This is a genomic window from Sporosarcina sp. FSL W7-1349 (assembly GCF_038003045.1).
In the GTDB taxonomy this organism is placed as follows: Bacteria; Bacillota; Bacilli; order Bacillales_A; family Planococcaceae; genus Sporosarcina.
The window spans coordinates 838,601-852,522 of the sequence record NZ_JBBOOK010000001.1 but is presented as its reverse complement, the minus strand read 5'-3'; the positions used below and the strand labels follow the sequence as shown (position 1 = coordinate 852,522).

14 protein-coding genes are annotated in these 13,922 nt (G+C 45.4%); 7 read left to right on the top strand and 7 right to left on the bottom strand.

From position 1 onward, the window contains the following. Positions 1–27 precede the first annotated feature (27 nt). The 3 genes from MKY41_RS04260 to MKY41_RS04250 form a co-directional block, all read right to left on the bottom strand. Positions 28–1,218: a toxic anion resistance protein gene (locus MKY41_RS04260; protein WP_340743859.1), complete on the bottom strand. Its 1,191-nt coding sequence runs from the start codon at positions 1,216–1,218 to the stop codon at positions 28–30. Next, positions 1,205–1,867 (bottom strand): 5-bromo-4-chloroindolyl phosphate hydrolysis family protein, encoded by a 663-nt coding sequence (locus MKY41_RS04255; RefSeq protein WP_340743858.1) that lies wholly within the window; start codon positions 1,865–1,867, stop codon positions 1,205–1,207. Before MKY41_RS04255 ends, MKY41_RS04260 begins: the two co-directional genes overlap by 14 nt. A 158-nt stretch (positions 1,868–2,025) precedes the next feature. Beyond that, positions 2,026–3,714 carry a methyl-accepting chemotaxis protein gene (locus MKY41_RS04250; RefSeq protein WP_340743857.1) on the bottom strand — a complete coding sequence of 563 codons (1,689 nt, stop codon included), beginning with the start codon at positions 3,712–3,714 and terminating at the stop codon, positions 2,026–2,028. 168 nt (positions 3,715–3,882) lie between these two features. On the opposite strand from MKY41_RS04250, the gene MKY41_RS04245 reads away from it, so the two are divergent. Together MKY41_RS04245 and MKY41_RS04240 are read left to right on the top strand one after the other, a co-directional pair. Beyond that, the gene (locus tag MKY41_RS04245) at positions 3,883–4,173 is read left to right on the top strand and encodes a DUF1033 family protein (RefSeq protein WP_340743856.1); all 291 of its coding nucleotides are present in this window, start codon (positions 3,883–3,885) and stop codon (positions 4,171–4,173) included. 224 nt (positions 4,174–4,397) lie between these two features. Then, on the top strand, positions 4,398–4,598 hold the full coding sequence (locus MKY41_RS04240; RefSeq protein WP_041074802.1) for a cold-shock protein: 201 nt from the start codon (positions 4,398–4,400) through the stop codon (positions 4,596–4,598). Between the two features lie 46 nt (positions 4,599–4,644). Here MKY41_RS04240 and MKY41_RS04235 read toward each other — a convergent pair whose 3' ends face one another. Then, entirely contained in the window at positions 4,645–5,325 is a 681-nt protein-coding gene (locus tag MKY41_RS04235; RefSeq protein ID WP_340743855.1) for a hypothetical protein, read from the bottom strand. Positions 5,326–5,448: 123 nt separating this feature from the next. Continuing rightward, positions 5,449–7,056: an ABC-F family ATP-binding cassette domain-containing protein gene (locus tag MKY41_RS04230; RefSeq protein WP_340743854.1), complete on the bottom strand. Its 1,608-nt coding sequence runs from the start codon at positions 7,054–7,056 to the stop codon at positions 5,449–5,451. Positions 7,057–7,354: 298 nt separating this feature from the next. Between MKY41_RS04230 and MKY41_RS04225 the strand changes: the two genes are divergently transcribed. After that, complete coding sequence (locus MKY41_RS04225; protein ID WP_340743853.1) at positions 7,355–9,637, top strand: S9 family peptidase; 2,283 nt, start codon at positions 7,355–7,357, stop codon at positions 9,635–9,637. A 58-nt stretch (positions 9,638–9,695) separates the two neighbouring features. Here the strand turns inward: MKY41_RS04225 and MKY41_RS04220 are convergent, their stop codons facing one another. Further along, entirely contained in the window at positions 9,696–10,031 is a 336-nt protein-coding gene (locus tag MKY41_RS04220; protein ID WP_340743852.1) for a L,D-transpeptidase, read from the bottom strand. A 174-nt stretch (positions 10,032–10,205) separates the two neighbouring features. On the opposite strand from MKY41_RS04220, the gene MKY41_RS04215 reads away from it, so the two are divergent. Then, positions 10,206–11,347, top strand: a protein-coding gene (locus tag MKY41_RS04215) for an IS3 family transposase (RefSeq protein WP_340743851.1) whose coding sequence is annotated in 2 segments (ribosomal slippage) — positions 10,206–10,479 and positions 10,479–11,347 — 1,143 coding nt in all. Because the reading frame shifts where the segments join, the coding sequence is not laid out codon by codon here. A gap of 68 nt (positions 11,348–11,415) precedes the next feature. Here the strand turns inward: MKY41_RS04215 and MKY41_RS04210 are convergent. Beyond that, positions 11,416–11,601 carry a hypothetical protein gene (locus MKY41_RS04210; protein ID WP_340743850.1) on the bottom strand — a complete coding sequence of 62 codons (186 nt, stop codon included), beginning with the start codon at positions 11,599–11,601 and terminating at the stop codon, positions 11,416–11,418. 122 nt (positions 11,602–11,723) lie between these two features. Here MKY41_RS04210 and MKY41_RS04205 point away from each other — a divergent pair, with 122 nt between their 5' ends. From MKY41_RS04205 to MKY41_RS04195, 3 genes are read left to right on the top strand one after another with little or no spacing between them, the layout of a single operon-like run. After that, a complete protein-coding gene (locus tag MKY41_RS04205) occupies positions 11,724–12,299 on the top strand; it encodes a hypothetical protein (protein WP_340743849.1) in 576 nt (191 codons plus the stop codon). Between the two features lie 22 nt (positions 12,300–12,321). Beyond that, the gene (locus tag MKY41_RS04200; protein WP_340743848.1) at positions 12,322–13,116 is read left to right on the top strand and encodes an ATP-binding cassette domain-containing protein; all 795 of its coding nucleotides are present in this window, start codon (positions 12,322–12,324) and stop codon (positions 13,114–13,116) included. Further along, positions 13,117–13,818, top strand: coding sequence for a hypothetical protein (locus MKY41_RS04195; RefSeq protein WP_340743847.1), 702 nt, complete (start codon positions 13,117–13,119; stop codon positions 13,816–13,818). Positions 13,819–13,922: the final 104 nt, after the last annotated feature.

Sequence of the window (13,922 nt, the reverse complement as noted above, 5' to 3'; positions counted from 1 at the left end):
GACGGAGAAATTAATCAAAAACCGCCCTTAGCTTGGGCGGTTTTGTGTTTTATCATGGACAGCGAGGAGACGCTGTTTCAATTCTTCTTCCATTCGTCCGATTTCGATTTCGGCTGCTTTTCGTTTCGCGCGTCCATCTGCTTGGATGACGAGTGTTTCTTCGATCGTCTGGATTAGATTTTCCTGCGTTTTCTTCAATGTCTCAATTTCAATGATGCCGCGCTCATTCTCTTTCGCCGTTTCAATGGAATTGATTTTCAACATTTCCGAGTTCTTTAGAAGAAGATCGTTCGTCGTTTTCGTCACGAGTTTTTGCGACTCGACCGCTTTCGCTTGACGGTTCAAAGTCAAGGCGATGGCAATCTGATTTTTCCATAGCGGAATCGACGTCATGATGGAAGCTTGGATTTTTTCCGCTAATGTCTGATTCGTCTGTTGGATCATCCGGATTTGTGGAGCGCTCTGGATTGTGATTTGTCTCGATAACTGTAGATCATATGTCCGTTTCTCCAGCCGGTCTAAAAATTGAGCCATATCGTTCACTTCCTGGAAATCCATTTGGTCATTGGATAATTCCGCTTTCCGACGCAGCTCGGGGAGGATGACGTTGGCGATTTCATCCCGTTTCAACTCTGCAGCTGCAATATAAACGTTTAACGCTTGGAAATACGTTTTATTCTGTTCATATAAATTGTCGAGCATCTGTACATCTTCGAGCAGGCCGCGTTTCGAATGCTCCAATTGGATGCCGATCCGGTCGATTTGCGTACTCAATTTCTGATACTTCGTCATCATCTCTTGGATCGACCTCGATACTTTGCCGAACAGCCGGCCGAGAGGGGACTTTTTCTTCTCGCTTAAGTCATCGGGATCGATCTCGGACAATTTGTCCATCAGATCTTTCAATACATCACCGACAGGTCCGATATCCTTATTTTGCACATGATCGAGCATCTGGTGAGAGAAGCGTGACAACTCACCTTGGGCATTGGCGCCGTATGTCAAAATCGCTTCATAGTTGCCAACTGGAATCTGATCGGCCAGCTGTTTCGCCTTCTCGCGCTCCTCCGGGGATAGCCGATCCATCAACTTGGTGCCCGCGCTTACTTCGTTCGTCTGCATTTCTTTCGGCAATAAAGGTTCCTGCATATCGAATGGATTGTCTAATAAATCGTCGAAAGTTTTCACTTCATGTTTCGTTACCTCATTTTGAGTCATGGTTTGGATCTCCTTTCATTTCCAGAATCGGCTTTTTCTTATTAATGGATACATCGACAAAGTCGATTTCCATCTGGAGTTTTTCGATATCCGAGGCGAGGGCGCCCCGAAGATCCTGTTCCAATTGCCGATTCACATCTCCCAGCGTTTCACGGGTATTTTGCAAGGCGATGCGCAAGTCTTTATCTTTCAACGGCTGATTGACCAGCATCGCGTATTTCGAAGTCAATTCGACTGCGGAATCGAGATGGGCATAGAAAAATGGTTCGACATGGTAGAACTTCCGTGGGTTGGTTCGTACGATGTTCAAAATCTTCCTCGAGAGATTGTTCATTTCATAGAGTTGCTTGAAAGCTTGCACAGATCTCACTTGTCCGTATAAGCTGTTCAGTTTTTTGATCTTCATGCGGGCTTCTGCAATTTGCCCTTTTATATGATTATACTCAGACCGTGACATCCCGAGTTTTTTTATATTGGATGTATGTTGCAGCTGCTTGACCGTGAAGGTGCCGCCCAAGTAAATGGCAATCAGCAGGGCAGTCGCCGCCACGATATTCCAGCCTACACCCATTATGAAATAGAGCCACGATCCGAAGCTGATCGGTGCAACGATGAAATGCCGTGTGAAAAACTGTTTGATCTCATGCATGATGTGCCGGGCCTCCTTTATCTATATCATTTATACGTCCGACCTTATATGAAAGTTTCAATTCTATAATCAATTATAACCGATTCTGCGTCATAACACATGTTTTTCAATTAAGAAAAGGTGCTCCTATGCGAAATCGCATGCAGGGCACCTTACCATCATATATTAAATTGCTGCACCTCGGTGCGCAATCCCTCGGCTAGGGAGGCGAGGGCTTCCGTACTGCTCGTGATCATTTCCATGGCGGCCGCTTGCTCTTGGGTTACGGCGCTTGTCTCCCGTGCTCCGGCTGCCGCTTGTTCCGCCAACTGTTTCAATTGTCCTGAACTCTTGTATACGTCTTGCGATTTCAATTGAATCTGATCAATTGCCGATGATACCGCATCGATTTTGGAATTGACGCCGTCTACCGAAACTTCGATGTCTCCAAAAATCGAGAGCGATTGGGCTGATCTCTCCAAGCCATTGGCCACTTTCGAGTTCCCTGACTTTATGGAATGAACGGCTTGTTCCGCCGCGGTATGAACATCCTTAATCATCTCCTCGATTTTTGTCGCGGACACTTTTGACTCTTCCGCAAGTCGCCGCACTTCATCCGCAACGATGGCAAACCCTTTTCCGTGCTCACCCGCGCGTGCCGCTTCGATGGCAGCATTCAAAGCGAGCAAGTTCGTCTGCTCGGAGATTTCGGTGATGAGGGCCGTCACTTGTTGGATTTCCACTGATTTCTTCTCCATTACTTCCACACTGCGAGTCGACTCCCGGATTGTAGAATGGATGTCATCCATGCTCGTGGATACGTCCCGCACCATGAGGATCCCGCGTCCGATGAGGGAGGACATGTCATCGGCAGAGCTATGCATCTCGTCATTATTCCGGCCGATCTGCTCAATGCCTTGGTCCAATTCAATCATGGCTTCAGTCGATTCATTTACATGATTCAATTGTTTCTCGCTATTTTCTAGGTGATGGGCAGCCGATTGCGCCACCATTTGAGATGAAGCATAGCTTTCCTCCGAGCTGGCGGATAATTCCTCCGAACGGGCAGCCAGTTCGACTGCTGCATCATTCATCCGCCGGACGACCCCGTTCCAAGTCGTCAGCATTTGATTGAGCGATGCAGCCATTTGACCGATTTCATCTTTGTTTTTCACGTTCAAGGGAGCTAAACTCAGATTGCCCGCAGCAACTTCTTCAATCGCTTTCGTTGTTTCTTTAATCGGACGGGAAATGACACGGTCCACTAAAAAGGTGACGATCAATCCAATCAGGATGGAAGAGGCGACTAGAATGATGTTAAGAAGGTTCGATGACTGCACTAAATTTCCGATATCGAACTTAGCCTCCGCCAGCTGTGTCTCCAAAACCTGTTTCAACTGTTCGGCATTCTCCAAGTAAGCGGAATTGGCAATTGCGGCTTCCGCTGCCAATTTGTTAAAGCCGTCCATATCGCCGGCTTTATGAACAATCATCGCTTCTTCGGTAAGCGCTTGATACTTCTCCCTCGCGGCTTGTATATCGGCGATCAATGACTGAAGTTCCGTCTGATTCACCATGCTTTGCAGCTCATCGGTGTATTGTTTCAGATCGTCCCCATGTTCGCTGACCGTCTGCATGAACTTCTCGTCCTGATAGAGGAAATACCCTCGGACATCTCCGACAATCTGGGCGTGGCTAATCATCATTTTATCAAGCAAGTTCACTTTTTCCGATTGGTTTTCAATCAATGAAGTAAATTCTTTATTCACATGTTGAGCTGTTAAAAAACCGAGTCCGCCGATTATAATTAGGAGGAATAACACAATAGTGAATCCTAAAATTACCTTTCGTTGAATTGTTAACCTCAAAAATAACACTTCCTTCCCACTCCTATATACCTATTATACGAGCTGTCAGAAAGAAAACAAGTTTCAGACAATGTTTTATGTAGGTTTTGTAAGCGTCTTCACTTGGACTTTACCGCGTTTTTTGATAAAATGAAAAACATTCACCTATGTGTGAACGGAGGATGAAAGATGTATGAAGTGATTTACATGAAAGCAGATTATGAACCGTGGTGGATGTTCGATGACTGGGAAGAAAAAGTCCGGCTCCGTCAAACATTTGAAAATAGGGAAGAGGCAACTGCTTATTTCGGACGTTTACTTGATGAGTTTCGAGGGAAATATGAACATGAAGCGGTAAAAAAAGAATTTTTTTACGCATTCTGGACGGAGCGGGAGAAAGTCTTTTGTGAAGGATGCGATGAGGATCTTCAAGTGTATCATGGCGTCATGCTTCTATTACATAAAGAGGACGGCTATTGAACAATTCGAAATATTTAAATTATCAGTTGACATTGAACTTGAATATGATATAGTTGTTTTAATCGGGAACATTATCCAAGTGTTATTAAATATAAGAAACACCGAAATGAGCGTATTCACATATTACAAAAAGTGATCGGCATCGTCGGTACTTTTTGTAATATGTGAATTTTTCTTTTGGGGAAAATCATATATTAAAGAATTATCATTTTGGAGGTTTTGGTATGAAACAAGGTACAGTAAAATGGTTCAATGCAGAAAAAGGCTTCGGATTCATCGAAGTGGAAGGCGAGGATGACGTATTCGTACACTTCTCAGCAATCGAGGGTGAAGGATTCAAGTCATTGGACGAAGGTCAACAAGTGGAGTTCGACGTGGTGGAAGGAAACCGCGGACTACAGGCTGCTAATGTTGTAAAACTTTAATTCGTCAAATCGAAGAGGCACTCGAAATCGGGTGCCTCTTTTTTCCTCATAAATCATCGATCGATTCCAAAGAAGAGGTTACGGTGAATTCCTCGCCGTCGGTTGTCTGCATGACGGACTCGCGTTTCACCTCACCAATTCCCTCGACAAAATATTTACGATTGATGTAATCTTTCCCTTTCTCTTCAATGACCAATGCTTGATCAAATGTTTGATACGGGGTTTCTACCGTGGCATCGGTATCGACAATGGTCCAGAAACCAAAAGTCGCTCCCTTGGTGAATGGCTTTTTCAAATAGACTCCGGTGGGCGTCATCTCTTCCAAAGCAGGCAAGTCAGGGAAGTCCTCTTTATTTTCGACAACTTGTTCCTCTAAAATGTTGATGGCATCTGGCTCCAACCTGAAAATCCGCCGGACAATCGCCCCGCCATTATTCTCGTGAATAATGACGTAATGTTCGGTAGGGTGAGCGACTTCGATTTCAAACTCCGCAAATTCATTTCCCATCCCTTCAAACCTTGCTTGTGTCCCGTCCGGAGGGAAATAATTAATCATCTCAATCGCTTCTGCATGTTCTTTCCCTTCACCCGGATTAGACGTTCCATTTTCTGTTGTCGCCGACCCTTTGGACGTACCTGAATTATCCATTGCGGTCGAATCCGGTTTTCCGCAAGCTCCTAAGAGTAGCAGCATCATACATAGCATCACAACATATAATTTACCCATTCCAAACACTCCTTTGCCATTGGTATACCCAAAATCACGGAATTCATCGGAGTGGATTTATTTTTTCAATATGTCTCTAAAAAATGAGAAACCGTTCCCCGATTTGCGGGAAACGGTTTTTTCTTAATTTACAGCTTGCTGTTGGTCTTTCCATTCCAAGTATTCATCATAGTTCATCATTTTATCGAAGATCGTTCCATCTTCGTGGATTTCGATAATCCGGTTGGCTACCGTTTGGATGAACTGTTGGTCATGGGATGTGAACACCATCGCCCCTTTGAACGCCATCAAGCCATTGTTCAGTGCTTGGATGGATTCCAGATCCAAGTGGTTCATCGGTTCGTCCAGCAATAGGACGTTGGCCGAGGTTAACATCATTTTCGAAAGCATGCAGCGTACCTTTTCGCCTCCTGAGAGGACAGAAGGCTTCTTATTGACTTCTTCACCGGAGAACAACATGCGTCCGAGGAATCCACGTAGGAAAGTCTCGGTCTGGTCTTCCGGGGAATATTGACGAAGCCATTCCACAAGCGTTTGTTCGTCGCCTTCGAAATACTCGTTGTTATCGAGAGGGAAGTACGCGCGTGACGTCGTGACACCCCACTTGATGCTGCCTTCATCCGGTTGGTCCTGTTCTGCCAGGATCTCGAGTAAAGCCGTTTTCTGCAAAGGATTGCCGAGAAGGATGATTTTGTCTTCTTTGCCCATTGTGAAGGTGGCGTTTTTCAACATCACTTTTCCTTCTATGGTTTTGGATACGTTTTGGACACTAAGCACGTCATTTCCGATTTCGCGACCCATCGTGAAGTTGACGAAAGGATAGCGGCGGGAAGATGGACGAATATCATCCAATTGGATTTTTTCCAAAGCCTTTTTACGTGAAGTCGCTTGTTTCGATTTGGATGCATTCGCACTGAAACGGGCGACGAAAGCTTGAAGTTCTTTGATCTTCTCTTCTTTTTTCTTGTTCTGGTCTTGTGCCATCTTTAGGGCAAGCTGGCTGGATTCATACCAGAAATCATAGTTGCCCGGGTACAGCTGGATTTTTGAAAAGTCGAGATCCGCGATTTGCGTACAGACTTTATTCAAAAAGTGACGGTCGTGGGAGACGACGATGACAGTGTTATCGAATTCGATCAGGAATTCTTCGAGCCATTGGATTGCTTTCAAGTCTAAGTGGTTCGTCGGCTCATCCAGTAGAAGAACGTCCGGCTTGCCGAACAATGCTTGGGCGAGCAACACTTTCACTTTTTCGGAACCCGTCAATTCCGCCATTTTCACGTGGTGGAGTGCCTCGGAAATGCCAAGTCCTTGCAGGAGAATAGCGGCTTCCGATTCCGCTTCCCAACCGTTCAATTCCGCAAATTCGCCTTCCAGTTCAGCGGCGCGCATGCCATCCTCATCCGAGAAATCCTCTTTCATGTAGATGGCATTTTTCTCTGCCATAATGTCATATAACCGTTTATGGCCCATGATGACCGTATCGAGCACTTCATTTTCTTCATATTCGAAGTGGTTCTGTTTCAAAACGGCTAGTCGTGCATCTTTTTCCATGATGACATTTCCTGATTGTGGATCGATTTCACCCGATAATACTTTCAGGAAAGTCGATTTACCCGCACCGTTCGCGCCGATCAAACCATAACAATGGCCGGGGTTGAACTGTATATTGACGTCTTCAAACAGCTTGCGGTCACCGAACTGAAGACTTACATTAGAAACTGCTATCATTCGAAATCCTCCTAAATTCACAATACTTCTAGTATACCACGGAATAATTCTCAGTAGCAATTTTCCTGAAAGGGATGTTAGGCGGAAACCGCAATCTCCACTTAGAAAACCCGCTCTTTGATGTTATTTTTTGTGCGTATTCAGTATGAGATTGCCGACGTTGTCCATCTTAACTGCAAGTCCGGTCGGTCTTAATTTGAAATTTCCACAGTAAAGTTTCCTTTACAGGAATTGTTTGACAACTGGAATGATGTCCTAGTACTATTTTATTGAGAACATAAAAAGGGAGGAATGAGAAGTGAGGAAAAAGGTTATACTGTCGGTTTTTTCAGCGGCGTTAATTGGATCCTATCCATTAGGGGCGCTGGCGACGGAAACGGATCGGTCACCTGCGTCGGTAGGGCAACAATTGGAACAGCCGATTGAAAAATTTGTTTCCGTGGATGACTTTCTTGATGCTGCTTTGAAAGAGTTCTCGTACCAACATGCTTCAGAAGAGATGCGCGACGAAATTGTCAACCGATGGGTGCTCCCAGGTGAATTGGACGGCAGAAAAGCAGCCATTACAAATGGAGAAGCCGCACGGATTACGATTCGGGCACTCGGGATTGAGGATGATGAAAAATCGTTGGAAGATTATTTAAATACCGCTAAAACCCAACGCCTTTTCAACGCACATGTCCAAGTGAATGCTCCATTAACAGCCGCTGAGCTTTCAACCGTTCTATCTGGTTACAAAACAGCTCCTGCTCACGGAATTACGGATGCTGGTGTTGATGAGATTTCAGTCGAAGACTTCATGAAAAACCCTGGGGACTTCGGCTATGAACTATCACCGGATGGGAATTATATTTCCTATTCTTCTTCATGGGAAAACCGTTTTAACGTATTTGTCAAGGAGATGGGGGAAGACAGCGAACCGGTACGTGTGACAAGTTCAAAGGATCACGATATCGTCGCATCTTTCTGGAAAGATGATCAAATCCTCTATTTGAAAGACGGCGGGGGAGATGAGAATTACCATATTTATTCCTCCAGTTTCAAAGGCCAGGAAGAAAGGGATTTAACTCCTTATCCGGGAGTACGTGTAGAATTGCTTAGCGTTTTACAGGGTATCAAAGATGAAATTCTCATTACGATGAACAAGGAAGATCCGACCGTTTTCGATGTCTATAAACTGAATATTAAGACGGGTGAAACGACGCATGTAGCTAAAAATCCTGGCAATATCGTTAGCTGGCTGGCGGATCATGACGGGAAAATCAGAATGGCTGTAGAATCCGATGGCGTCGATAGCACGGTGTTATACCGGGATTCAGAAAAGGACGAGTTCAGGCCATTTGTCCAGACAGCAAAAGGGGATACGATAACACCAATTGCATTTTCAAAGGATAACCAATCCATTTACGCCTTGTCCAATAAAGACCGGGATAAGGTTGAATTGGTGAAACTGGATTTACAAGCAAACGAAGAAGTCATGTATTCCAACAAGCAAGTGGATGTGCTAAACGGTGTCTATGATCGGACACAAGATAAAATCTTGTATAGCCTATACATGACGGATAAACGGCATTACGAATTCCATGACAAAAACTTCGAGGCGCTATTCAATGAATTGAAAAGCAAATTGAACGTCAGCGAAAGTGAACTGCTGATAGTTGATTATAATAAAGAAATGACGAAATTCATCGTCGCGGTAACGAGTGATAAAGTGTATGGAACCTATTATTATTACGATTCCACAACGAAGGCATTGACAACATTAGCAGAGCTGGGTTCCTGGCTGGATCCGGATCAATTGGCAGACATGCATCCGATCTCGTATAAAAGCCGAGATGGATTGACCATCCATGGGTATTTGACAATGCCGAAAAATAAAAAGCCGGAAAACTTGCCGCTGATTGTCAATCCGCATGGAGGTCCTTGGGCACGGGATATGTGGGGCTTCAATCCGGAAGTCCAGCTTCTTGCCAACCGGGGATATGCTGTCCTTCAAGTGAATTTCAGGTCGTCCTCCGGTTATGGAAAAGAGTTCCTCGATGCAGGCAATAAGCAGTGGGGACTGAAAATCCAGGATGATATAACGGATGGAGTCCAGTGGGCGATTGACCAGGGTATTGCGGATCCAGACCGAATCGGAATTTATGGCGCATCCTTTGGCGGTTATGCCACGTTAGCCGGTATCACCTTCACTCCAGATTTGTACGCCGCTGCAGTAGACTATGTCGGTGTTTCTAATATTTTCACTTTATTGGAAACCATCCCTCCATACTGGGAAACGATCCGCAACGACCTCTATAAACGAGTTGGCCATCCAGTCGAAGATAAAGAGCTTCTCGAAGCGGTCTCGCCAGTTTTCCATGCGGACAAGATCAAAACTCCATTATTCGTCGCGCAAGGAGCGAATGATCCACGGGTCAACCAAGCGGAATCCGACCAAATTGTTGAAGCGTTACGAGCAAGAGGAATTGACGTGGAATATATGTTGAAAGAAAACGAAGGCCATGGCTTCCAGAAGGAAGAGAATCGGATTGAATTTTACAATGCGATGGTCCGGTTTTTGGATACGCATCTGAAGTGAAATAAGACAAAGGTTGTCCAGACAGTCAGTGTAGCTGATAGTCTGGGACAACCTTTTGTTATTTATGGATCGCTACCCGGGTCCCGATTGGAACAGCAGCTGCCAATTCCAAAACATCCCGGTTATGCATCCGGATGCAGCCTTTTGAAACATTTTTTCCGATAGAAGAAGGATTATTCGTTCCATGGATGCCGTAATGCGGTTTCGATAATCCCATCCAAAAAACCCCGAAAGGACCGCCCGGATTCCGTTGCTTATTAATGATTGTATAAGTGCCGGCGGGCGTAGGGGTGACCATCCTCCCGACCCCGATCGGATAGGTTTTGATTAACCTGCCGTTCTCAAATAATTTCAAATGATGCTTTGACGTAGAAATGTCGATCGATTTAGCCATAAGGAGTCAACTCCGTTTTTAGTAGTCTATGAACGGTCGTCGAAAATAAGAATAAAAACAACAAAAAACCCCTGCTTGGGGGGAACTGACCTAAGAAAATGAGACAAATAAAAACACCTTACGTTGAAAAACGGGTATTGAACCTTAATACATCAACGTGGAGGTGTTTTTTCTATGGGAACTAGAGTTAGTTATCCAGAAGAAGTGAAATTGAAGGCGATTGAAATGCGGTTAGCGGGTGTTCCTGTGAAAGAAGTAATGGAGGAACTGAACATCCGGAACTATACACAGCTGAAAACTTGGATGCGATGGTATCGGAATGGTGAATTGCACCGTCTTGCACAACCGGTCGGCAAGCAATATGCCTTCGGCAAAGGACCCGAGTATGAAAGTGAGACAGCGAGATTGCAGGCTGAAAATCGCTTTCTGAGACAACAGGTCGAAGTATTAAAAAAGTACGCAGAATTGGAAAGGAAGTGGCGCCAAAAGTTGTGATTCAGTTAGTGGAAGAATGGAGTGGAGATATGTCTATAGGAGAGATCTGCCGACACATGGGTATCAGTCGTTCATCGTATTATCGCTGGAAAGCCCAAGAGGGGAATGAGACACCAAAGGAGGCGCGGGATCGGCAGATTGGCGAATTGTGTAAGAAGCATAAATTCCGATATGGGTACCGGAAGATTGCGGCTCAATATCCAGGAGTCTGTGAGAAGACGGTACAACATGTCATGCAGAAACATGGTTGGCAGTGCCGTGTGAAAGTGAAGAGACGCAAACGTACCGGGCAGCCCGCACATGTAGCACCGAACCTGTTAGAGAGGGATTTTACTGCTTCTAAGCCTTTGGAGAAGTTGGTGACAGATATTACCTACTTGCCCTTCGGCCAATCCATGATGTATCTTTCAAGTATCCTTGATGTCTACAACGGAGAAATTGTGGCCCAAACCATCGGTTTCATCCAGGACACCACTTTCGTTTTGGATACGTTGCATCAATTACCGGACTTACCGGAGGGCTGTATGTTGCATAGCGATCAAGGCTCGGTTTATACATCATATGCCTATCAAATGGCAGTAAAAGAAAAGGGAATTACCATGAGCATGTCCCGTAAAGGCACACCCGCTGATAATTCCCCAATCGAAACGTTCCACTCCTCGCTAAAGTCGGAAACGTTCTACCTCGACGACATCTATCGCACTACCAATGCGCATGTGATGCAGATTGTCGAAGAATATATTACTTATTATAACAATATCCGCATTCAAACGAAATTAAACAGCCAATCACCGGTACAATACCGGCAAATGGCTGCATAATAAGGTGTTTTTTACTTGTCTCAAAAAAGGTGGTCAGTGCCGGGATTAGCAGGGGCTCTTCGTTGTTTTCATAGTTCCAAATGCTGTTGCTGGTTGATCCACCAGTCTATGTGATCCAAATTAAAGTGGCTTGAACGGTTGTCGGAGGTCACGTCCATATCAGCCAAAAGGGCCTGGACGTTTTCTTCCGTCACGTGGTAGTCGACCGAGTCGAGATAAGCGAGGACGCTGGAAATCCCTTGGACTGTCCGCAACTGAATCACCTCCTATCCGATCTCATTAAAAAACATGTAATCCGATAATAGCCTTATACCCCTTTTTCACCGAATTAAACCTATTTCTGCTAAACTATTTGTAAGAAAAGGGGGATGGGAAATTGACAAAATATGATGACCAGCTTCACCGCTTGGACGAGCAATTCTGTTCGTTGTTGAAACAACGGAAGGTACTTACAGACAAGCAGATGATTGAACCCCCGGAGGAAGTGATGGCGGACTGGGCGGAAGAATTCGGTCTGCATGGGGAGTATGTAAAATCATTATTTAACCTCATCCAGATGGAAGATCATTTCCGGCCAAGGGTGGAGCCGAGGCGCTTTCGAAAACACGTGTCTGTCATGCAATCTGTCGAGATGGGGAAATATTTCTATTCCCTCACATTTATTCGGCAGTATGAGAATGCGAGCGTCGTCCAACTGCATGTGAACTGGGACGGGACGAAAGATCGCCAAGGGGAAGGGCCTGAATATCCTTTCTTTCGCTTATCGGTCGGGGAGGGGTATGATTGCCGGCAGGAAGGCGGGAGCGGCACGACGGGACAGGCAACCCAGGAATTCATCGTATCGCCAGCATTGCCCGACGATCTATCGGGAATCGAGTTTCAGTTTTCCACTGAAGGGACTCCCTTCTTAAAGCAGACTGACAACATTGAATTCACTATACGAGCTCATTGAAAACGATGAAGGGAGCGACCCTATGTCCGTGCTGGAAGCAAGAGAAGTAGGAAAAGTGATCGAGGGAGTTCCGATCCTGCAATCCATTTCATTTGTTTGCGAATCGGGACAGGCGATTGCAGTAGTCGGAAAAAATGGATCGGGGAAAAGTACATTGCTTCAAATTTTGGCAGGGATCCATGAACCTAGCCGTGGACATGTCATCCGGCAGGCAAAACGGGTTGGCTATGTCCCCGAACAGTTTCCGCAAAACTTGCGCTTTAAGGTGAAAGAATATTTACGCCTAATCTCCACTTTCCACAAAATGCCAAACGAAACAGCGGAACTGGAAATAGCGAAGTATGCACAACTCTTTGGAATCGGTCCGTACCTTCGATCGCCGCTCCATCACGTGTCCAAAGGGACGAGGCAAAAAGTAGGCATCATTCAGGCACTGCTCGCAAGACCCGAACTACTCTTATTGGATGAACCCTTAACGGGGCTGGACCAAACATCCCAAGAACAATTGCTTAAAATATTGAGTGATGGAAAGACGGCCATTATCTTTACGTCCCACGAGGAATGGTTTGTAAGAAAACTGGCAACGCATATTCTTCAAATCGAAACCGGAGAGATGATGACGAATCGCAATCAAGCTCAAATGGTGATCCGGGCACGGATTCCGAACAAGGAAGCATTGTCCAGCCTGACGATCCGTCCAATGGAAATCAATGGCCAAATTGCAAAATGGACGGTAGAGGTGGAGAGAAGTGATCGATTACTGGAAGAGCTGCTCCAACAGGGCTGTTCCATACTCGAATTGAAGGAGCGGAAATGAATGCAGGGGTTTATCCGATACCAGGTCATCAGCTATATACGATCTTTAAAATTCATTCCGCCCCTCACTGTGTTTGGTGCGTGGATTTTTGTGTTTTATGCGTATTCGGGCGTCCCCGTCATGAGCAGTTATGCCGTTACCTGCCTGACCGTCTATTTGACGATGGTGTGGATTGCCATGTCGGTTTTTTCATTGGAGACGTCTAATGAGAGAAATCTGTTGTTAGTCCAATTGCCTCAGCAGTCCATGTACTTTTGGGGGAAATGGCTCGTCTGCCTATTTGCGGCCATCTTATTGACCGGATTTGCTATTGGGTATCCGATCCTCATCGATAGCTTTAAAGAGGCCGTACAGCCGATTCACCTGAGCCTTGCCATTTATGCCCATGTGATCTTGGCGTTATTCGGCATCTCGGTCGGCGCTTTTTTTGCGAATACATCCGCCTCTTCCCAGAAGTTCGCTTGGTTGTCTGCTATGCTGATCACTGTCGTGTCAATCGCGGCAGAAGGGATAATCGAGAAAGTCGGCTGGCTGCAGTGGATTCTACTCCTTGTCCCGCCTATTACAAGGGTGATTGGCTATTTGGGCGATTCCATGTTATGGCTTGGTTGGGACTTTTGGGTGAATGCTTTATGGGCGATAGGGTATTTTGTCGTTAGCCTATTCGTTGTATATCGGATGTTTCGAAGGAAGTCCAAATGAGAAGTGGCGTCACACTGCACTCTAGCATTTCACTATTGTAGTTCTAAACTCTTTACGTTATTATATTCACTGGTGAGTATAGTCCTAAGAAGAAAAAAGAGAGT

Coding starts and splice junctions, on each gene's coding strand:
- MKY41_RS04235 (WP_340743855.1), bottom strand. CDS start 5,325: ATGGGTAAATTATATGTTGTGATGCTATGTATGATGCTGCTACTCTTA.
- MKY41_RS04195 (WP_340743847.1), top strand. CDS start 13,117: ATGCAGGGGTTTATCCGATACCAGGTCATCAGCTATATACGATCTTTA.
- MKY41_RS04245 (WP_340743856.1), top strand. CDS start 3,883: ATGTATGAAGTGATTTACATGAAAGCAGATTATGAACCGTGGTGGATG.
- MKY41_RS04240 (WP_041074802.1), top strand. CDS start 4,398: ATGAAACAAGGTACAGTAAAATGGTTCAATGCAGAAAAAGGCTTCGGA.
- MKY41_RS04230 (WP_340743854.1), bottom strand. CDS start 7,056: ATGATAGCAGTTTCTAATGTAAGTCTTCAGTTCGGTGACCGCAAGCTG.
- MKY41_RS04200 (WP_340743848.1), top strand. CDS start 12,322: ATGTCCGTGCTGGAAGCAAGAGAAGTAGGAAAAGTGATCGAGGGAGTT.
- MKY41_RS04220 (WP_340743852.1), bottom strand. CDS start 10,031: ATGGCTAAATCGATCGACATTTCTACGTCAAAGCATCATTTGAAATTA.
- MKY41_RS04260 (WP_340743859.1), bottom strand. CDS start 1,218: ATGACTCAAAATGAGGTAACGAAACATGAAGTGAAAACTTTCGACGAT.
- MKY41_RS04255 (WP_340743858.1), bottom strand. CDS start 1,867: ATGCATGAGATCAAACAGTTTTTCACACGGCATTTCATCGTTGCACCG.